Origin of the sequence: Pseudomonas sp. GV071, assembly GCF_003050835.1 — a bacterium.
In the GTDB taxonomy this organism is placed as follows: Bacteria; Pseudomonadota; Gammaproteobacteria; order Pseudomonadales; family Pseudomonadaceae; genus Aquipseudomonas.
Map to the genome: position 1 here is coordinate 442,079 of NZ_QAOJ01000003.1, position 20,002 is coordinate 462,080.

Consider the following 20,002-nt stretch of genomic DNA (forward strand, 5'->3'; position numbering starts at 1 on the left):
TGTTTTTGTAATGGCCGTGACTGTAGCAAGGCGCGGCGCGCTTGTAGTGTGGCGTGGTGAGCCAAGGTTCTGACTTGGACAACGCGCTGCCCACGTAGGGCGAATATCCGCCCTACGATTGCACCAACACCTCGGCCGTGGCCCGTTGCAAATGCCGGGTCAATTCACCGAGCAACTCCCCACCATTACGCCAGTGGTGCCAATACAGCGGCACATCGATCGGTTGCCCCGGTTGCAACTCGCATAACGCGCCACTGGCCAGCGACTCGCGCACTTGCAACTCCGGCACCAAGCCCCAGCCCATACCGGCTTCAGTCAGGCGAATAAACCCTTCAGACGACGGACACAGGTGGTAAGCAAACGCCCCCTCCACGCCCAGGCTGGCGAGGTAGCGGTGCTGGAGAAAATCATCCGGGCCGAAGACGATGGCCGGCGCCCGCGCCAAGCTCTGGGCCGTCACCCCAGCACTGAAATGCCGGGCGATAAAGTCGGGGCTGGCCAGGGCGCGATAGCGCATGGCGCCGAGGGCCAGGCTGCGGGCGCCGGCCACCGGTTTGTCGGTGGCGCACACGCAGGCGGCCACATCGCCACCGCGCATGCGTTTGAGGCCGACTTCCTGGTCTTCCACCACCAGTTCCAGCAGCACCCGGTGCTCGGCACAGAACGCGGTCACCGCCTGCGCCCACCAGGTCGCCAGGCTGTCAGCGTTGAGGGCGATGCGCAGGCGCTCCGGCGCGGCGCCTTCATCCAGAGCCGGCACCTGGCCGGAGAGGTCACGTTCCAGCAGCCGCACCTGCTGCACATGGTTGAGCAGGCGCCGGCCGATTTCGGTCGGGGCCGGTTTGCCACCGCGCACCAGCACCGGCTGGCCGACCCGCGCCTCCAGCAGCTTGATCCGCTGCGATACCGCCGACTGCGACAGCCCCAGCACCTGCGCGGCGCGCTCGAAGCCGGCCTGTTCGACCACGGCGGCCAGGGCGGAAAGCAGTTTGTAATCGAACACCATCAATTCTCCTAATGTGAGATCAGCAGGATTCGTTTTCCTTATACAGCCTCAGCCAGCAGACTCGCCACACGAATCACCCCTCAGGATCTATGCACATGGCTGGCGAAACCAACCTCGCGCTGTTGCTGCGCAACATGCGCCCCCACCTCAACCCAGGCGAGTACGTATTTTGCTGCGTCGCCGATCAGGCCTTGCTGCTGGGCACGCCGGTGCTGGGCAGCTTCCAGGAACCCGAAGGCCTGACCGTGATCCTCGCCCGCGAGCAGGCCGATGCCCTGGGGCTGCTGTACGACTATGTCGCCGCCTGGATCACCCTTACCGTGCAGTCGGACTTGGCCGCCGTCGGCCTCACTGCAGCCTTCGCCACAGCGTTGGGCAAGGCCGGCATCAGCTGCAACGTGATTGCCGGGTATCACCATGACCATCTGTTTGTCGCCAGTGCCGATGCCGAACGAGCCATGGCCGCGTTGCAGCAACTGGCCGAGCAGGCGGAGTGACTCCTATGTGGCAGAGCTACGTGAATGGCTTGTTGGTGGCCGCCGGGCTGATCGTCGCCCTCGGCGCGCAGAATGCCTTCGTTTTGGCGCAAAGCCTGCGCCGTGAACACCACCTGCCGGTGGCCGCGCTGTGCGTGTTATGCGATGCGGTGTTGGTGGTTGCCGGTGTATTCGGCCTGGCCACCTTGCTGGCGCAAAGCCCGGTATTGCTGGCGGTGGCACGTTGGGGCGGCGCAGCCTTTCTACTCTGGTACGGGGTCAGGGCACTGCGCCGGGCCTTCAAGCCCGAGGCCCTCAGCGAAGCGGCGAATGCCGGGCCGCGTTCACGCAAGGCGGTGCTGATGACGGCCCTGGCGGTGACCTTGCTCAACCCTCACGTGTACCTCGACACCGTACTGCTGATTGGCTCGCTCGGCGCGCAACAGGCCGCGCCAGGCGCCTATGCGGCGGGAGCGGCAAGTGCATCGCTGTTGTGGTTCTTCACCCTGGCCCTCGGCGCGGCGTGGATGGCGCCATGGCTGGCGCGGCCGGCGACCTGGCGGGTGCTGGATGTGTTGGTGGCCGCCATGATGTTCGTCGTTGCAGGGCAACTAATCACCGGGGCGTGAGTCCACCCTCAGTGCCGGGCGCTTTGGTACCCCGCCGCAGGGGCTCTGGCCGGGCCTTAACCCACACAGTTGCTGCGTGGTTATGCCACAGACCCGGTGCTATCATCCGACCCCTGCGTCGCAAAGAGTACAAACTCCCCGTCGCATGTTTGGCCGCCCGTGATCGGCCTTGCGCCTATACCGCAACTGACCCTGATTAGGAGAATCACCCATGGCTTTCGAATTGCCTCCGCTGCCGTATGCCCACGACGCGCTGCAGCCGCACATCTCCAAGGAAACCTTGGAATTCCACCACGACAAACACCACAACACCTACGTCGTGAACCTGAACAACCTGGTGCCTGGCACCGAGTTCGAAGGCAAAACCCTGGAAGAGATCGTCAAGACCTCTTCGGGCGGCATCTTCAACAACGCCGCTCAAGTGTGGAACCACACCTTCTACTGGAATTGCCTGGCACCTAACGCCGGCGGCCAACCGACTGGCGCTCTGGCTGATGCAATCAACAACGCCTTCGGTTCGTTCGACAAATTCAAAGAAGAATTCAGCAAGACTTCCATCGGCACCTTCGGCTCCGGCTGGGGCTGGCTGGTGAAGAAGGCTGACGGCTCCCTGGCCCTGGCCAGCACCATCGGCGCCGGCTGCCCGCTGACCAGCGGCGACACCCCGCTGCTGACCTGCGACGTCTGGGAACACGCTTACTACATCGACTATCGCAACCTGCGTCCGAAGTATGTTGAGGCGTTCTGGAACCTGGTGAACTGGGACTTCGTCGCGAAAAACTTCGCGGCGTAAGCTCGGCCCATGCTCTGAAAAAACCCGGTTCCGACCGGGTTTTTTTATGGGCGCTTCACAGCCTGCTTGAGTAGCGGTTTACGCAGACGGGCCATTTATCGCAATCTGCGCCACCGAACGCGAGAAAAATGCTCAGCGGTCTAAAGTTGTGAAGAGCCTCGACCGACATAGTTTCAGCGCCTGAGCCCGGTTTAAAAAAGCGCTGGCCGCCCGCCGCCGCTCTTTGATATTTTCCACCGTGATGGCCCTTTGACTGCTTCCTCACGATTGCTAATACTCCGTCGGTATGACGCCTGTGGTCTCGATTAAGGAATGGTCATTTGAAGCTGGAACTCAAACACAGCCTGTCGCTGAAACTGCTCCGCGTGGTGTTGTTGTCAGCGCTAGTGGTCGGGGTGCTGTTGAGCTGCGCGCAGATCATGTTCGACGTCTACAAGACGCGACAGGCGATTGCCGATGACGCCCACCGCATTCTCGATATGTTTCGCGACCCCTCGACCCAGGCGGTTTACAGCCTCGATCGGGAAATGGGCATGCAGGTTATCGAGGGCCTGTTCCAGAACGAATCCGTGCGTGTTGCCTCCATTGGCCATCCCAACGAGCCAATGCTGGCGGAGAAAACCCGCGAACCGATGGTGCGTGCCACCCGCTGGCTGACCGACCCGATCCTTGGCGATGAAGCCACTTTCACCACGCAACTGGTTGGCCGCGGCCCCTACAGCGAATACTACGGCGACCTCGCCATCACCCTCGACACCGCCCGCTACGGCCAGGACTTCATCACCAGTTCGGTGATCATTTTCGTTTCCGGCGTGCTGCGCGCCCTGGCCATGGGACTGGTGCTGTACCTGGTCTACCACTGGCTGCTGACCAAGCCGCTGTCGAAAATCATCGAACACCTCACCAACATCAATCCCGACCGCCCCAGCGAGCACAAGCTGCCGATGCTCAAGGGCAATGAAAAGAACGAGCTGGGGCTGTGGATAAACACTGCCAACCAGTTGCTCTCCTCCATTGAACGCAACACCCATCTCAGGCGCGAAGCCGAAGACAGCCTGTTACGCATGGCCCAATACGACTTCCTCACCGGCCTGCCCAACCGCCAGCAACTGCAAACCCAGCTGGACCAGATTCTTGGCGACGCCGGCCGCCTGCAACGTCGGGTGGCGGTGCTGTGTGTGGGACTGGATGACTTCAAAGGCATCAACGAGCAGTTCAGCTACCAGACCGGTGACCAGTTGCTGCTGGCCTTGTCCGATCGCCTGCGCAGCCACAGCGGTCGCCTTGGGGCCCTGGCCCGTTTAGGCGGCGACCAGTTCGCCTTGGTGCAAGCCGATATCGAACAACCCTATGAGGCCGCAGAGCTGGCGCAAGCCGTGCTCGATGATCTGGAAGCGCCGTTCCTGCTCGACCAACAGGAAGTGATGCTGCGCGCCACCATCGGCATCACCCTGTTCCCCGAAGACGGCGACAGCACCGAGAAGCTGCTGCAAAAAGCCGAACAGACCATGACCCTGGCCAAAAGCCGCTCGCGCAACCGCTACCAGTTCTATATCGCCAGCGTCGACAGCGAAATGCGCCGCCGCCGCGAGCTGGAAAAAGACCTGCGCGAAGCCCTCACCCAAGGCCAACTGCACCTCGTCTACCAACCGCAAGTGGACTACCGCGACCACCGCATCGTCGGCGTCGAAGCGCTGTTGCGCTGGCAGCATCCACAACACGGCCTGGTGCCGCCGGATACCTTCATTCCACTGGCCGAACAGAACGGCAGCATCATTCCGATTGGCGAATGGATTCTCGACCAGACCTGCCGCCAGTTGCGCGAATGGCATGACCAGGGCTTCACCGACCTGCGCATGGCCATCAACCTGTCCACGGTGCAGTTGCACCACGCCGAGTTGCCGCGGGTAGTGAACAACCTGATGCAGGTGTACCGCCTGCCGCCGCGCAGCCTGGAACTGGAAGTGACCGAAACCGGCCTGATGGAAGACATCACCACCGCCGCCCAGCACCTGCTCAGCCTGCGCCGCTCCGGCGCGCTGATCGCGATTGACGACTTCGGTACCGGCTACTCCTCACTGAGCTACCTGAAGAGCTTGCCGCTGGACAAGATCAAGATCGACAAGAGCTTCGTGCAAGACCTGCTCGACGACGAGGACGACGCCACCATCGTGCGCGCCATCATTCAGCTCGGTAAGAGCCTGGGCATGCAGGTGATTGCCGAAGGCGTGGAAACGCTGGAGCAAGAGGCGTACATCATTGCCCAGGGCTGCCATGAGGGTCAGGGCTACCTGTACAGCAAACCACTGCCGGCGCGGGAGCTGACCTTGTTCCTCAAGCAGTCGCGCCGAATCAGCAACGCCAGCATCACCCTGTAAACCCAGCCCCATAAAAAACGCCCGCAATCGCGGGCGTTTTTTATTTTGCCCCCTCGTAGGAGCGGCTTCAGCCGCGATGCTCTTGACCTTGAAAAGCATCGCGCGCCCAGCCGCTCCTACCGGGCGCCGATAGCGTTAACCGTGGTAGTTCTGTAGCAACCAGTTAATGGCCAACGCCCCGAGCAAACACGCCAGCGCACCAAAAGCGGCCTGCCAGTAAAAGGCGCGGGCCAACTCATCTTCCCCGGCGTTGGACAGAATGAACGGTTGCGACGTCTCTGGCCGGCCCATGAAGTTCACCGCCGGGCGTGCGCTGGTTTGCCGGTGTCGGTCTTCGGCTTCCAACTGCGCGGCCAAACGCACGCGGTTCCACTCGGTGTCATCCAGCTGGCCATCGCTGTTGCTGTCAAAGCGCTGCAGCAGGCCATTGAAGTCGCCCTTCCACTCGCGGATCACTTCACTCTGCGCGGCGTTCAGGTCCAGGCCCTGACGGCCACCGCCGGAGGTTTTGAAGTCGCCGATGGCGTACAACGGCTGGCCCACGTGCAGACGCTCTTCGGTGTAGCGGTAGGAATCGTTGTGGCTAAAGAAGGCAAACAACCCCGACTTGGCCGGCCCCATCGGGTAGCGGCTGTTGCCGTACCAGACCTTGCGCGTTGTCGGGCGAACCTGGGCGCCGCTGGGGTCGATCAGGCATTCGCCGGTAGCGTCGGCCATCTGCAGCCAGCCTTCGCTGGTGCGGCTGTCGACCACGCTCCAGGAGCGGCTTTTGCCATTGTCGCGGGACTCCTCAACCTTGATCCGCCACCACAGGCACGGCGTGCCGGTGAGCGGTGCAAGCTGTTGCGGCACGGTGGGCACCTCGTGCAGCACGCCGTAGAACTCGACATAGCCTTGCGCGGCCGAACGGATCTTCGAGGTCGGCGTGTCGAGCATATGGCGCGCCGCGCTGATGCGGTTGATGCACCACCAGGCGCCGCCGCCACAACCGACGACGGCAAAACACATGAGGAAAATGAACTGCTGGATATCCACGGCGCCTGCTTAGCTGAACAGCGCTTTGACGTCGACATCGGCCTTTTCCGCGTCGCTGAATTCCAGCAGGTCGGCAGGCTTGAAGGCGAACAGGCGGGCAACGATCACATCGGGAAACTGCTCGACGCGCACGTTGTTGATGTTGGCTGCTTCGTTGTACAGCTCGCGGCGATCGGCGATACCGTTCTCCAGGCCGCTGATGCGCTGCTGAAGGAACTGGAAGCTCTCGTTGGCTTTCAGTTGCGGGTAGTTTTCCGCCAACGCGAACAGCTGGCCGAGCCCGGCACGCAGGCCGCTTTCGGCGTGGCCAACGGCGCTCACGTCGCCCTTCTCGCGGGCACTGGCCACCGCGTTGCGGGCGCTGATCACCTGTTCCAGCGTGGTGCGCTCATGCTGCATGTACTGCTTGCAGGTTTCCACCAACTTGGGCAACTCGTCGTGTCGCTGCTTGAGCAATACATCGATGTTCGACCAGGCCTTGGTCACGCCATGCTTGACCCGCACCAGACCGTTGTAAATCGACACGCCATACACCGCGCCAAAGAACAGCACCACCAATAGCACCACCGCTGTAACGCTCATCGCAGGAACTCCTATCCAAGCTGCATTCGAGATGCTGGCATTCTAGCCACGAACCACTGTGCAAAGCAGAACTGGTGCACGGCTAAAACAATAAATAACGGCATAAGGGCTTTGCACAAAATGCAAATCTTTCGCATTATGTTCGAGTTTTGCGGCCGAGAAGGCTGCGCAGTCACCCACTTCACGATGCAAAGGACCTCGCCATGATTCGTATGCCTCTGGCTACCGCCAGTCTGCTGGCCATCGCTATTTCTCTCGCCGGTTGCGGCGACGACAAGAAAGAGCAAGCCACTCAAGCAGCCGCTCCTGCTGCCAGCACCGCTGCTACCGCTCCTGCTGCTGCCGCTACTGGCAAAGTCGATGAGGCTGCCGCCAAGGCCGTCGTCAACCATTACGCCGATATCGCCTTCGCGGTATTCAGCGACGCCGCCACCACTGGCCACGCGCTGCAGAAAGCCGTAGACGCGTTCATTGCCAAGCCGTCCGCCGAAACCCAGAAAGCCGCCCAGGCTGCCTGGCTGGCCGCACGCGTTCCGTACATGCAGAGTGAAGTGTTCCGCTTCGGCAACACCATCGTTGATGACTGGGAAGGTCAACTGAACTCCTGGCCGCTGGACGAAGGCCTGATCGACTACGTGGCCGCTGACACCCCGGCTGCCCAAGGCAACCCGGCTGCCACCGCCAACATCATCGCCAACAAGACCATCCAGGTCGGCGACGACAAGATCGACGTGGCCGAAATTACCGGTGAAAAACTGGCCAGCCTGAACGAGCTGGGCGGTTCCGAAGCCAACGTTGCCACCGGCTACCACGCCATTGAATTCCTGCTGTGGGGCCAAGACCTGCACGGCACCGGCCCAGGTGCTGGCGAGCGTCCGGCTACTGACTACGCCACTGGCAAAGATTGCACCCACGGCAACTGCGACCGTCGTGCCGAGTACCTGAAAGCGGCCACCGATCTGTTGGTCAAAGACCTCGACAGCATGGTTGAGCAGTGGAAAGCCGGCGTTGCCGACAACTACCGCGCCACCCTGGTGGCTGACGCCCCGGAAAACGGCCTGCGCAAAATGCTCTTCGGCATGGGTTCGCTGTCCCTCGGCGAGCTGGCTGGCGAGCGTATGAAAGTAGCGCTGGAAGCCAACTCCACCGAAGACGAACACGACTGCTTCAGCGACAACACCCACAACTCGCACTTCTACAACGGCAAAGGTATTCGTAACGTCTACCTGGGCGAGTACAAGAAAGTCGACGGCACCACCCTGACCGGCCCAAGCCTGTCCTCATTGGTTGCCAAGGCTGACGCCGCTACCGACACCGTGGTCAAAGACGACCTGGCCGCCACCGAAGGCAAGCTGCAAGCAATGGTCGACAGCGCCAACAAAGGCGTGCACTTCGACCAGTTGATCGCTGCCGACAACGCTGCCGGCAACCAGATCGTTCGCGACGCCATCGCCTCCCTGGTGAAACAGACCGGCGCCATCGAGCAAGCGGCCGCCAAACTGGGCATCAACGACCTGAAGCCAGACACCGCTGATCACCAGTTCTAATCGCCAAAATCTGGCTCACTGAACTGGAAACGGATGCGCCCACAAAGCGCATCCGTTTTTTTTCGCCTGTTTTTTTGCGCCCCTCTCCCGTAGAAGCGGCTTCAGCCGCGATTGGCCAAGCCTGAAACCGGCAAAACATCGCGGCTAAAGCCGCTCCTACGACAAACGCGTTCCCTTCACAGCTTTTTTACACTGTGACAATTAACCTCCCCGGCAAACGCTAATCCCTCTTATTTGAAATGGCCCAGGCTGCTAAGCTTGCGCGCTTGTTTTCGTGGTCTGGAACACCCTTGATGCCCCGCGCGCGACTTCCCCTGCTGCTTGCCTTGAGTCTGGTTGCCTTGAGCGCCTGTGACGACTCGCCGCGTTTTACCCAGGCCGAGCCGGGCGAAGCGCTGTCCGGCGGGCAGACCACGGTGACCTCGCAAAACCGCGAAGCCTTTATGCAGCCTTCCGAGAACCTCTCGCACGAGCGCCAACTGGACTTCGCCGTCGGCAACAGCTTTTTCCGCAGCCCCTGGGTTATTGCCCCCTCCACCACCACTGCCCGCGACGGCCTCGGCCCGTTGATGAACACCAACGCCTGCCAGAACTGCCATATCAAAGACGGCCGCGGCCACCCGCCGGAAGGCGATGGTGATGTCAGCGCGGTGTCGATGCTGGTGCGCGTGTCGTTGCCGCCGACTGCCGAAATGGCGCAGGTCATAGAAAAGGCCGGTGTGGTGCCCGAACCGGTGTACGGCACCCAGTTGCAGGACATGGCGATCCCCGGCATCGCCCCGGAAGTGCGGGTGCGCATGGACTACGAAACCAGCCAGGTGATGCTCAAGGACGGCACCCAGGTTGAACTGCGCAAACCGCTGCTGAAACTCAGCAACTGGGGCTATGGCCCGATCAGCCCGGATGCGCAATTCTCGGTACGCATCGCCCCGCCCATGATCGGCCTGGGCCTGCTCGAAGCCATCCCCGACGAGGCCATTCTGGCCAACGCCAGCGCGCAGAAAGCTGCCGACAACGGCGTCGCCGGCCAGCCCAACTATGTCTGGGATGACGCCCTGCAAAAAACCGTACTGGGCCGCTTCGGCCTGAAGGCCGGGCAACCCTCGCTCAACCAGCAGAACGTGCACGCCTTCTCCGCCGACATGGGCCTGACCACCAGCCTGCGCCCGTTCGACGAATGCACCGCCAGCCAGACCGCCTGCAAAACCGCCACCAATGGCGGCGTGCCGGAAGTCAGCGACCACCTGCTGAGCCAGGTGCTGTTCTACACCCGCAACCTCGCCGTACCGGCACGGCGCAAGGTCGACGACCCGCAGGTGCTCACCGGCAAAGGCCTGTTCCACCAGGCCGGCTGCCAGCAGTGCCACACCCCGCAGTACACCACCCGCAGCGACGCCGCCGAGCCGGAGTTGGCCAACCAGGTGATCCGCCCGTACAGCGACTTGCTGCTGCATGACATGGGTCCGGGTCTGGCCGACAATCGCGCCGAATATAAAGCCAGCGGCAGCCAATGGCGCACTCCGCCGCTGTGGGGCATCGGCCTGACCCAGACGGTCAGTGGCCACACTCAATTTCTGCACGACGGTCGCGCGCGCAACCTACTGGAGGCCATCCTCTGGCACGGCGGCGAAGCGCAGGCGGCAAAACAGCAGGTTCTCGCTTACGATGCCGAGCAGCGCAGTGCACTGCTGGCTTTCCTGAATTCTCTCTAAAGGAGCCCTAGCCTTATGTTTGGCAAGAACACGTTCCGTACCAAACTGCTGTTCAGCAGCATCGCCGCCCTCGCCCTGGGCGCTTGCTCGCCAGCCGACCAGCAAGCGGAAATTTCCACGGCGCTGGCCAAACAAGTGATCCTACCGACTTACAGCCGCTGGGTAGAAGCCGACCGCGCGTTGGCCGCCAGTGCCCTGGCGTTCTGCTCCGGCAAAGCCGATCTGGAAAAGGCCCGCGCCGATTTCCTCGCCGCACAGAAAGCCTGGGCTGAACTGCAGCCGCTGATGATTGGCCCACTGGCCGAAGGCAACCGCGCCTGGCAGGTGCAGTTCTGGCCGGACAAAAAAGACCTGGTCGGCCGTCAGGTCGAGCAGTTGGTCAAAGCTCAGCCAACCATCGACGCCGCCGCCCTGGCCAAGTCGAGTGTGGTGGTGCAAGGCCTGTCGGCCTACGAATACATCCTCTACGACAGCAAGCTGGACTTGGCCAACGCTGAAACAAAAGCGCGCTACTGCCCACTGCTGGAAGCCATCGGCCAACGTCAGCAGTCGCTGTCCGAAGAAATTCTCGGCCGTTGGGACAGCAAGGACGGCATGATCGACCAACTGAGCAAGTTCCCCAACCAGCGTTATGCCGACTCCCACGAAGCCATCGCCGAACTGCTGCGCGTACAGGTCACTGGCCTCGACACACTGAAGAAAAAGCTCGGCGCGCCGCTCGGTCGGCAAACCAAAAACCTGCCGCAGCCATTCCAGGCTGAAGGCTGGCGCAGCAACACCTCGCTGAAAAGCATCGCCGCCAGCCTGGCCAGCGCCGAGAACCTCTGGAAGGGTGTGGATAACCATGGCATTCGCGGCCTGCTGCCAGCCGAACAGAAGCCGCTGGCCGAGAAGATCGACGCCGCTTACGTGGAGTCCAAACGTCAGCTCGACGCCCTCGACCGCCCGCTGACCGAACTGCTCGCCGACGAAGCCGGGCGCAAAGCGCTGAACGACTTCTACGACAGCCTCAACGTGGTTCATCGCCTGCATGAAAGCGAGCTGGCGAAAGCCCTCAACGTGCAACTCGGCTTCAACGCCAACGATGGTGACTAACATGCTCCGCCGCCATGTCCTGGGCCTCGGCAGCCTGCTGCTCGGCGCACTGACGCTGGGCGGCTGGACTGTCAGCCGCAACGCCAAGAACCCGCTGGTGCTGTCCGCCCGCGACGACAGCCACGGCAAGCACTACGCCGTCGGCTATCGCCTGGACGGCAGCCAGGTGTTCGCCACCGAGGTGGCCCAGCGCTGCCACGACGTGGTCGAACACCCAAGCGAGCCGATTGCACTGTTCGTTGCCCGGCGCCCCGGTACCGAAAGCTACCTGATCGACCTGCGTGACGGCCGCCTGCTGCAAACCGTGAAGTCACAGCCCAACCGCCACTTCTATGGCCACGGCGTGTTCCATAAAAGCGGTGAGTGGCTGTACACCACCGACAACGACACCACCGACCCCGGTCGTGGCCTGCTCACGGTGTACCGCTACGACAACGGCCAGTTGCACCACAGCGGCGAACTCAGCACCCATGGCCTGGGCCCGCACCAGGTGTCGTGGATGCCCGACGGCGAAACCTTTGTGATCGCCAATGGCGGCATCCGCACCGAAGCAGAAAGCCGCAAAGAAATGAACCTCAACGCCATGGAACCCAGCTTGGTGTTGCTGCAACGCGACGGCACGCTGATTTCCAAGGAAACCCTCAGCCAGCAGATGAACAGCGTGCGCCACCTGGCGGTAGCCCGCGACGGCACCATCGTCGCCGGCCAGCAGTTTATGGGCGACGCCCACGAGCCGGCTGAACTGCTCGCCATCAAGCGCCCTGGGCAACCGTTCCAGGCGTTCCCGCTGGAGGCCGACCAGCGCGATGCCATGGCCCATTACACCGCCAGCGTGGCCGTGCACGATGACCTGCGCCTGGTGGCGTTGACCGCGCCACGGGGTAATCGCTTCTTTATATGGGACCTGGATACCGGCGCCGTTCGTCTGGATGCGCCGCTACCCGACTGCGCCGGAGTGGGCGCGGTGAAGGACGGTTTTGTCGTCACCTCGGGCCAGGGTCGCTGCCGCTTCTACGACTGCCGCAGCGCCCAGATCAATGCCGAGGCATTGGATCTGCCGGCCGGGCTATGGGACAACCATCTGCACCTGAAACTGGCTTGACCGGTTCTAGAAACAACCGACGTCCGTAGGTTGGGTTGAGCGCAGCGAAGCCCAACGAGCCATACACCACCGAACCGCCCCGTTGGGCTTCGCTGCGCTCAACCCAACCTACCCTCGACCGGCGTCATGGCCATTCGCCAGAATGTTCCTACGCACTCAAGTGCAACCGCTTGCGGCCGACTATATTCAAACAACACCTGTGCACTCCGGGCCATCCCGCTCGACGGACAGCTTCGGCGTGTCTGTCGTCAGTGAGCTACATGGAAGTCAAGACGCCTCGCACCTAGAGCAAACCGGTGTTTAGTTTTTCCCGTCCCCGAGAGGCGTACCCCATGTTTCTACAAAACTCCCTGCGTGCGCAGATTCTTGCCCTGTTGGGTGGCAGCCTGCTGCTCACCGTGATCATTGCCCTGGCCTGTTTCAGCTTCCTGTCCAGCGGCATCCAGAACTACCGCGGTCTGCTCGATGGCCCGCTGCAAGAGTCACAACTGGTCGACCAGGCCAACCTCGAATTCAAATCCCAGGTCCAGGAATGGAAAAACGTCCTCCTGCGTGGCAAAGACCAGGCGGCTCAGGACAAGTACTGGGGCCAGTTCGAAGACCAGGAACGCAAGGTGCAGGACATTCTCGGCAAACTGGTGGGCGAAGCCGGTGACGACGCCACACTGAAAAGCCAGGTGGAAAAGCTGCGCAGCGAGCACCAGGCCCTGGGCGCCTCCTACCGCAAAGGCAAAGCCGCCTTTATTGCAGCCGGTGCCGACCCCACTGCCGGCGACAAAGCCGTGCAGGGCATCGACCGCGCCACCAGCGATCAGATGGGAGCGCTGGTCACCCAACTGCACCAGCGCAGCGAAGAGCAGGCCAAAGCCATCAGCGCCAGCGCCGAGCGCACCGTGTGGCTGGGCACTGTGGTGTTGCTGGGCGCCAGCGTGCTGATCGCCCTGCTCAGCCTGTGGCTGGTCAACCGTAACCTGATCAACCCGATCAAGAGCCTGATCGAACACATCGGCCGTCTCAGCCAAGGCAACTTTGGCCAACGTGTGGACACCAGCCGCCGCGACGAACTGGGCAACCTGGCGGTCGCCGCCAATACCCTGCGCGACTTCCTCGCTGACACGTTCACCCGCCTGCAACGCAGCACCAGTGAGCTGGACAGCGCCAGCGGCGAGCTGAACGCCATTGCCACCCTGATGGCCCAGGGCACTGCCGAGCAGTTCTCACGCACCGACCAGGTGGCCACCGCCATGCACGAGATGTCGGCCACCGCCCAGGAAGTGGCCCGCCACGCCGCCGACGCCGCCCGCGCCGCCGACGATGCCGACCATTCTTCGCAGCAGGGCAGCAAGGTGATGAACTCGACCATCCAGACCATCACCACGATGCGCGGCGAAATCGCCAATACCGCCGACGTGATCCGTCGCCTGGAAGCCGACAGCGGCCGCATCGGCAAGGTGCTGGAGGTAATCCGCGGCATCGCCGACCAGACCAACCTGCTGGCCCTCAACGCCGCCATCGAAGCCGCCCGCGCCGGGGAAGCCGGGCGCGGTTTTGCCGTGGTCGCCGATGAGGTGCGCACCCTGGCGCAACGCACCGCGCAGTCCACCGCCGAGATTCACCAGATCATCGACACCGTGCAGACCGGCGCCCTCAACGCCGTGAAAGCCATCGAAAGTGGCCAGAGCCGCAGCGAGGAAGGTGTGCAGCAAGTGACCGAGGCCGGCAGCATGCTGGCCAACATCACCCAGGCGGTAGAAGCGATCCGCGACATGAACCGGCAGATCGCCACGGCCGCCGAGGAACAAACCTCAGTGGCCGAAGACATTTCGCGCAACCTCACCGAAATCACCGCGATTGCCACCACCAACCAGGAGAACGTGGTGCGCACCGAAACGGCCAGCGTCAACCTGCGTGGCCTGTCCGGGCAGTTGAGTGATGTGACCCAACGTCTGAGCGCCTGACTCCGAAGAGCAACGGCCCCTCTCCCCAGCCCTCTCCGGCACGCAGGCGAGGGGGCTGATCGGAGTGCGGCGTCAGCTACCCGTCACCCCTCTCCCGCTTGCGGGAGAGGGGATGGGGGAGAGGGTCAAGGCCATACGCAGCCCCTCGCAATCATTTGCAAACCCCGGTTTTTGACTTGGCCGCCGCAGTGGGACTAAGGTACGCGCCTTGCCTATTCCACAGGCCCATTTTCCCTGCCAAGGAACCGGAATATGTTGCTCCGCCGTATGCTCGTCATGCTCGGTCTGTTCGCCCTCGTTGTGGCTGCGCTGGCCGGTCTGAAAATCCAATCCGTCTCCGCTCAAATCGCCCAATTCAGCGCGCCGAAACCGGCCATCAGTGTGTCGGCCGCCAACAGCGAACAGGTGCAGTGGCAGAACCGTCTGCCGGCCATCGGCACCCTCAAGGCCCTGCAAGGCATCGACCTCACCGTGGAATCCAGCGGCACCGTGCAGGACGTGCTGTTCCGCTCCGGTGAAAAAGTGAGCCTGCACCAGCCGCTCATTCAGCTCGACAGCGATGTCGAATCCGCCACCCTCGCCACCTCTCAAGCCGAGCGTGACCTGGCGCAGGTCGAATTCGACCGTGCGCGCAGCCTGCTGACCCGTCAGGCGTTGTCCAAAAGCGAATACGACCGCCTGGCCGCCGAGCTGCTCAAAGCCAACACCCGCGTGGCCCAGCTGAAAGCCATCATGGCCAAGAAGCGCATCCTCGCGCCGTTTGCCGGCACCATCGGTATCCGTCAGATCGATGTCGGCGACTTCGTCTCCAGCGGCACCATCATTGCCACGCTGCAAGATGTCAGCAGCCTATACGTCGACTTCTACCTGCCCGAGCAATCGGTACCGCAGCTCAAGCTCGGCCAGCGTGTGCGTTTTTCGGTCGCCGCCTTCCCGAAAGAAAGCTTCGAAGGCGAGATCAACGCCATCAACCCGAAAGTCGAGAACAGCACCCGCAACGTGCAAGTGCGCGCCATTCTGAGCAACCCGGAAAGCAAGCTGCTACCCGGCATGTTCGCCAACCTGGAAGTGCTGCTGCCCAGCGAAGATGCCCGTGTAGTGGTGCCGGAAACCGCGCTCACCTACACCCTCTACGGCAACTCCGTGTACGTGATCGGCAACAAGAAGGACGACCAGGGCGTCGAGGAAAAAGACGACAAAGGCCAGCCCGTGCTGGTGGTGGAGCGCCGCTTCGTGGAAACCGGCGAGCGCCGTGACGGCAAGGTGATCGTGCTCAAAGGCCTGAAGGCCGGCGAGCAAGTGGTGACTGCCGGCCAGCTCAAGCTGGACAACGGCTCCCACGTGGCCGTCGTGACCGATGACGCCCTTATGAACAGCCCGGCGGCCAATTAACCGGCCACCGCGCGCCAAGGAAGCACTTCATGGCTTTTACAGACCCGTTCATCCGTCGCCCGGTGCTGGCCACCGTGGTCAGTCTGCTGATCATTCTCCTGGGCTTCCAGGCCTTCAGCAAACTGACCATCCGCCAGTACCCGCAGATGGAAAACGCCCTGATCCAGGTGACCACCTCCTACCCCGGGGCCAACGCCGAAACCATTCAGGGCTACATCACCCAACCGCTGCAACAGAGCCTGGCGAGCGCCGAAGGTATCGACTACATGACCTCGGTCAGTCGGCAGAACTACTCGGTGATCTCGATCTACGCGCGCATCGGTTCGGACAGCGACCGTCTGTTCACCGAGCTGTTGGCCAAGGCCAACGAGGTGAAAAACCAGCTGCCGCAAAACGCCGAAGACCCGGTACTGAGCAAAGAAGCGGCCGACTCGTCGGCGCTGATGTACGTGAGTTTCTACAGCGATGAGCTGAGCAACCCGCAGATCACCGACTACCTGTCGCGGGTTATCCAGCCCAAGCTCGCTACCCTGCCCGGCATGGCTGAAGCCGAGATTCTCGGCAACCAGGTGTTCGCCATGCGCATCTGGCTGGACCCGGTGAAACTCGCCGCCTACGGCATCACCGCCCAGGACGTGAACGACGCGGTACGCAAAAACAACTTCCTCTCCGCCGCCGGCGAGACGAAGGGCGAATACGTGGTCACCAGCGTCAACGCCAGCACCGACCTGAAGTCCGCCGACGCGTTTGCCGCCATCCCGGTGAAAACCCAGGGCGACAGCCGTGTGCTGCTGGGTGATATCGCCCGGGTGGAAATGGGCGCGGAGAACTACAACTCCATCAGCTCGTTCGACGGCATTCCCTCGGTGTACATCGGCATCAAGGCCACCCCCAGCGCCAACCCGCTGGACGTGATCAAACACGTGCGCGCCGCCATGCCGGACCTGGAAGCGCAACTGCCACCGAACCTGAAAGTGTCCATCGCCTACGACGCCACCCAGTTCATCCAGGCCTCCATCGACGAAGTGGTGAAAACCCTGTTCGAAGCGGTGCTGATCGTGATCGTGGTGGTGTTCCTGTTCCTCGGCGCCCTGCGTTCGGTGCTGATCCCGGTGATCACCATTCCGCTGTCGATGATCGGCGTGATGTTCTTCATGCACCTGATGGGCTACTCGATCAACTTGCTCACCCTGCTGGCCATGGTGCTCGCCATCGGCCTGGTGGTGGACGATGCCATCGTGGTGGTGGAAAACATCCACCGCCATATCGAGCAAGGCAAAACCCCGTACAACGCCGCCATTGATGGCGCCCGCGAAATCGCCGTGCCGGTGGTTTCGATGACCATCACCCTGGCCGCCGTGTACGCCCCCATCGGTTTCCTCGAAGGTCTTACCGGCGCGCTGTTCAAAGAGTTCGCCCTGACCCTGGCGGGTGCAGTGATCATCTCCGGCATCGTCGCCCTGACCCTGTCGCCGATGATGTGCTCCAAGCTGCTGCGCCACGAAGAAAACCCCACGGGCCTGGCGCACAAGCTGGACTCGATTTTCGACAGCCTCAAGGTCCGCTACCAGCGCATGCTGCACGGCACCCTGAACACCCGGCCGGTGGTAGTGGTATTCGCCATTCTGGTGCTGTGCCTGATTCCGATCCTGCTGAAAATGACCAAGAACGAACTGGCCCCCGACGAAGACCAGGGCATCGTGTTCATGATGGCCAGCGCGCCGCAGCCGACCAACTTGAACTACCTGAACGCCTACACCCAGCAGTTCGTGAAGATCTTCAAGGAGTTCCCCGAGTACTACTCCTCGTTCCAGATCAACGGCTACAACGGTGTGCAAGCGGGTATCGGCGGTTTCCTGCTGAAGCCCTGGGACGAGCGCGAACGCACGCAAATGGAGTTGCTCCACGACGTGCAGAGCAAGCTCGGCGAGATTCCCGGCCTGCAGATTTTCGGCTTCAACCTGCCCTCCTTGCCGGGCACCGGTGAGGGTCTGCCGTTCCAGTTTGTGATCAACACACCGAACGACTACGAGTCGCTGCTGCAGGTGACCGAGCGGATCAAAAAGCGCGTGGAAGCCTCGGGCAAGTTCGCCTTCGTCGACGTTGATCTGGCCTTCGACAAGCCGGAAATCGTAGTCGACATCGACCGCGCCAAAGCCGCGCAGATGGGCGTGAACATGGAAGACCTCGGCGGCACCCTGTCGACCCTGTTGGGTGAAGGCGAGATCAACCGCTTCACCATCGACGGGCGTAGCTACAAGGTGATTGCCCAGGTCGAACGCGCCTACCGCGACAACCCGAACTGGCTCAGCAACTACTACGTGAAGAACAACAAGGCTGAGATGGTGCCTCTGGCCACCCTGATCACGGTGCACGACAGCGCGCGTCCAACCCAGCTCAACCAGTTCCAGCAACTCAACTCGGCGATCATCCAAGGCTTCCCGATCGTCAGCATGGGTGAAGCGATTGAAACGGTGCGCAGCATTGCCGAAGAAGAAGCCCCGCGCGGCTTCGCCTTCGACTACGCCGGCGCCTCGCGGCAATACGTGCAGGAAGGCAGCGCGCTGTACGTAACCTTTGCCTTGGCACTGGCGCTGATCTTCCTGGTGCTGGCGGCGCAGTTCGAAAGCTTCCGCGACCCGCTGGTGATTATGGTCACGGTGCCGCTGTCGATCTGCGGGGCGTTGATTCCGTTGTTCCTCGGTTACTCGAGCATGAACATCTACACCCAGGTGGGCCTGGTGACGCTGATTGGTCTGATCACCAAACACGGCATCCTGATCGTCGAATTCGCCAACCAATTGCGCCGCGAACAGGGCCTGTCCCGCCGCGCCGCCATTGAAGAAGCGGCTGCGATTCGCCTGCGTCCGGTATTGATGACCACCGCGGCCATGGTGTTCGGCATGGTGCCGTTGATTCTGGCCACCGGTGCCGGTGCGGTGAGCCGTTTCGACATCGGCCTGGTGATCGCTACCGGGATGTCGGTAGGCACCCTGTTCACCCTGTTTGTGCTGCCGTGCGTGTACAGCTTGCTGGCCAAGCCGGATACCAAAACCGAGGGAGAGCCGGCGGTGAGCAACGACAACGGCCCCACCCATCCATTGATTTCCTGACGCTAACCGTCAGCCATGAAAAGCCCCGCCGCCGCGGGGCTTTTTTTGTAGGATTGGCCACCGCCCTGCCCTCACAAGAACAAGGAAGCCCGCATGTCCAAGACCGTTCTGATCACCGGCTGCTCCAGTGGCATCGGCCGCGCCCTGGCCGACGCCTTTCAGGCCGCTGGCTACCGCGTATGGGCCAGCGCGCGCAAAGCCAGCGACCTGGCCGCGCTCACCGCAGCCGGCTTCACTGCGGTGGAGCTGGACGTCAACGACAGCGCCGCCGTGGCGCAGCTGGCGTTACGCCTAGGCGATGAAATCGGTGGCCTCGATGTACTGATCAACAACGCCGGCTATGGCGCCATGGGGCCGCTACTGGACGGTGGTCGCGACGCTCTGCAACGCCAGTTCGACACCAACGTGTTCGCCCTGATCGACATCACCCGAGCGCTGTTTCCGCTGCTGCGCCGCAGTCAGGGGGTGGTGGTGAATATCGGCAGTGTGTCGGGGGTGTTGGTCACGCCATTCGCGGCGGCCTACTGCGCGTCGAAAGCGGCGGTGCATGCGTTGAGCAATGGCTTGCGCATGGAGTTGGCGCCGTTTGGGGTTCGGCTGCTGGAGGTGCAGCCGGGGGCGATTGCTTCGAGCTTTGGCGCCAATGCCTCGCGTGAGGCGGAGCAGTTGATTGCCGAGGATTCGCCGTGGTGGCCGATCCGCGAAGGGATTCGGGCGCGGGCGCGGGCCTCGCAGGACAACCCGACGCCGGCCAGCGCTGTGGCACAGGATATTCTCGCTGCGGTGCAGCGGGCCAAGCCGCCACGGTTGTTGCGCGTGGGTAATGGCGGGCGGGCGTTGCCGTTGATTGCGACGTTGTTGCCGCAGGGGGTGGTGGAGTGGGTGTTGAAGAAGAAGTTTGGGTTGGCGGGGAAGCTGTGAGGCTGAGCACCTCGGCGTTTTGATGGTTTGCTTTTGGGGCTCGTTGGTTTTCTTTATCGCGTGCGCGTGGCGTTTTATTTCGCGCCTTACGCGCGACTCACTTTTTAGCAGTCGCCCTAAAAAGTAAGCAAAAACGGCTTGCCCCAACCTCGGCCCTACGCTGCGCTTCGGGTCCCCTTGTAAGCTAAATTCAACCTGCTTCAGACCGTGGTTCCCTTTGGTTACGAGACCGTGAGGGAGCATGGGTCGAAGCAGGTTTCTCT

At 62.3% G+C, this 20,002-nt stretch carries 15 protein-coding genes; 12 read left to right on the forward strand and 3 right to left on the reverse strand.

The features are described 5' to 3' along the window. Nucleotides 1-112: 112 nt before the first annotated feature. On the reverse strand, nt 113-1,009 hold the full coding sequence (locus tag C8K61_RS08580; RefSeq protein WP_178086435.1) for a LysR family transcriptional regulator ArgP: 897 nt from the start codon (nt 1,007-1,009) through the stop codon (nt 113-115). Between the two features lie 92 nt (nt 1,010-1,101). Here C8K61_RS08580 and C8K61_RS08585 point away from each other — a divergent pair, with 92 nt between their 5' ends. The 4 genes from C8K61_RS08585 to C8K61_RS08600 all read left to right on the forward strand — a co-directional run bounded on the left by C8K61_RS08585 (nt 1,102) and on the right by C8K61_RS08600 (nt 5,282). Beyond that, nucleotides 1,102-1,503 (forward strand): ACT domain-containing protein, encoded by a 402-nt coding sequence (locus tag C8K61_RS08585; RefSeq protein ID WP_108095807.1) that lies wholly within the window; start codon nt 1,102-1,104, stop codon nt 1,501-1,503. Between the two features lie 5 nt (nt 1,504-1,508). Next, nucleotides 1,509-2,111, forward strand: a complete 603-nt coding sequence (locus C8K61_RS08590) for a LysE/ArgO family amino acid transporter (RefSeq protein ID WP_108095808.1) — start codon at nt 1,509-1,511, stop codon at nt 2,109-2,111. 211 nt (nt 2,112-2,322) lie between these two features. Next, complete coding sequence (locus tag C8K61_RS08595; RefSeq protein WP_108095809.1) at nt 2,323-2,904, forward strand: superoxide dismutase; 582 nt, start codon at nt 2,323-2,325, stop codon at nt 2,902-2,904. Nucleotides 2,905-3,224: 320 nt separating this feature from the next. After that, nucleotides 3,225-5,282 carry a bifunctional diguanylate cyclase/phosphodiesterase gene (locus C8K61_RS08600; protein WP_108095810.1) on the forward strand — a complete coding sequence of 686 codons (2,058 nt, stop codon included), beginning with the start codon at nt 3,225-3,227 and terminating at the stop codon, nt 5,280-5,282. Between the two features lie 135 nt (nt 5,283-5,417). On the opposite strand, the gene C8K61_RS08605 is transcribed toward C8K61_RS08600, so the two are convergent. Together C8K61_RS08605 and C8K61_RS08610 are read right to left on the reverse strand one after the other, a co-directional pair. After that, the gene (locus C8K61_RS08605; protein WP_108095843.1) at nt 5,418-6,290 is read right to left on the reverse strand and encodes a GIDE domain-containing protein; all 873 of its coding nucleotides are present in this window, start codon (nt 6,288-6,290) and stop codon (nt 5,418-5,420) included. 36 nt (nt 6,291-6,326) lie between these two features. Next, nucleotides 6,327-6,899: a LemA family protein gene (locus C8K61_RS08610; protein ID WP_108095811.1), complete on the reverse strand. Its 573-nt coding sequence runs from the start codon at nt 6,897-6,899 to the stop codon at nt 6,327-6,329. Between the two features lie 203 nt (nt 6,900-7,102). Between C8K61_RS08610 and C8K61_RS08615 the strand changes: the two genes are divergently transcribed. The 8 genes from C8K61_RS08615 (at nt 7,103) to C8K61_RS08650 (ending at nt 19,739) form a co-directional block, all read left to right on the forward strand. Next, complete coding sequence (locus tag C8K61_RS08615; protein ID WP_108095812.1) at nt 7,103-8,446, forward strand: imelysin family protein; 1,344 nt, start codon at nt 7,103-7,105, stop codon at nt 8,444-8,446. Between the two features lie 293 nt (nt 8,447-8,739). Further along, the gene (locus C8K61_RS08620) at nt 8,740-10,158 is read left to right on the forward strand and encodes a di-heme oxidoredictase family protein (RefSeq protein ID WP_108095813.1); all 1,419 of its coding nucleotides are present in this window, start codon (nt 8,740-8,742) and stop codon (nt 10,156-10,158) included. A 15-nt stretch (nt 10,159-10,173) separates the two neighbouring features. Further along, on the forward strand, nt 10,174-11,253 hold the full coding sequence (locus C8K61_RS08625; RefSeq protein WP_108095814.1) for an imelysin family protein: 1,080 nt from the start codon (nt 10,174-10,176) through the stop codon (nt 11,251-11,253). Nucleotide 11,254: 1 nt separating this feature from the next. Then, on the forward strand, nt 11,255-12,355 hold the full coding sequence (locus C8K61_RS08630; RefSeq protein ID WP_108095815.1) for a DUF1513 domain-containing protein: 1,101 nt from the start codon (nt 11,255-11,257) through the stop codon (nt 12,353-12,355). Between the two features lie 332 nt (nt 12,356-12,687). Further along, a complete protein-coding gene (locus tag C8K61_RS08635; RefSeq protein WP_108095816.1) occupies nt 12,688-14,313 on the forward strand; it encodes a methyl-accepting chemotaxis protein in 1,626 nt (541 codons plus the stop codon). 252 nt (nt 14,314-14,565) lie between these two features. Then, a complete protein-coding gene (locus C8K61_RS08640) occupies nt 14,566-15,705 on the forward strand; it encodes an efflux RND transporter periplasmic adaptor subunit (RefSeq protein ID WP_108095817.1) in 1,140 nt (379 codons plus the stop codon). Nucleotides 15,706-15,734: 29 nt separating this feature from the next. Further along, entirely contained in the window at nt 15,735-18,818 is a 3,084-nt protein-coding gene (locus C8K61_RS08645) for a multidrug efflux RND transporter permease subunit (protein WP_108095818.1), read from the forward strand. Nucleotides 18,819-18,911: 93 nt separating this feature from the next. After that, nucleotides 18,912-19,739 carry an SDR family oxidoreductase gene (locus C8K61_RS08650; protein ID WP_108095819.1) on the forward strand — a complete coding sequence of 276 codons (828 nt, stop codon included), beginning with the start codon at nt 18,912-18,914 and terminating at the stop codon, nt 19,737-19,739. The last annotated feature ends 263 nt before the right edge of the window (nt 19,740-20,002 follow it).

Excerpts from the sequence above, each read along its gene's own strand:
- C8K61_RS08610 (WP_108095811.1), bottom strand. The coding sequence starts at position 6,899 with ATGAGCGTTACAGCGGTGGTGCTATTGGTGGTGCTGTTCTTTGGCGCG.
- C8K61_RS08615 (WP_108095812.1), top strand. The coding sequence starts at position 7,103 with ATGATTCGTATGCCTCTGGCTACCGCCAGTCTGCTGGCCATCGCTATT.
- C8K61_RS08645 (WP_108095818.1), top strand. The coding sequence starts at position 15,735 with ATGGCTTTTACAGACCCGTTCATCCGTCGCCCGGTGCTGGCCACCGTG.
- C8K61_RS08620 (WP_108095813.1), top strand. The coding sequence starts at position 8,740 with ATGCCCCGCGCGCGACTTCCCCTGCTGCTTGCCTTGAGTCTGGTTGCC.
- C8K61_RS08605 (WP_108095843.1), bottom strand. The coding sequence starts at position 6,290 with ATGTGTTTTGCCGTCGTCGGTTGTGGCGGCGGCGCCTGGTGGTGCATC.
- C8K61_RS08590 (WP_108095808.1), top strand. The coding sequence starts at position 1,509 with ATGTGGCAGAGCTACGTGAATGGCTTGTTGGTGGCCGCCGGGCTGATC.
- C8K61_RS08650 (WP_108095819.1), top strand. The coding sequence starts at position 18,912 with ATGTCCAAGACCGTTCTGATCACCGGCTGCTCCAGTGGCATCGGCCGC.
- C8K61_RS08595 (WP_108095809.1), top strand. The coding sequence starts at position 2,323 with ATGGCTTTCGAATTGCCTCCGCTGCCGTATGCCCACGACGCGCTGCAG.
- C8K61_RS08635 (WP_108095816.1), top strand. The coding sequence starts at position 12,688 with ATGTTTCTACAAAACTCCCTGCGTGCGCAGATTCTTGCCCTGTTGGGT.
- C8K61_RS08625 (WP_108095814.1), top strand. The coding sequence starts at position 10,174 with ATGTTTGGCAAGAACACGTTCCGTACCAAACTGCTGTTCAGCAGCATC.
- C8K61_RS08630 (WP_108095815.1), top strand. The coding sequence starts at position 11,255 with ATGCTCCGCCGCCATGTCCTGGGCCTCGGCAGCCTGCTGCTCGGCGCA.
- C8K61_RS08585 (WP_108095807.1), top strand. The coding sequence starts at position 1,102 with ATGGCTGGCGAAACCAACCTCGCGCTGTTGCTGCGCAACATGCGCCCC.
- C8K61_RS08640 (WP_108095817.1), top strand. The coding sequence starts at position 14,566 with ATGTTGCTCCGCCGTATGCTCGTCATGCTCGGTCTGTTCGCCCTCGTT.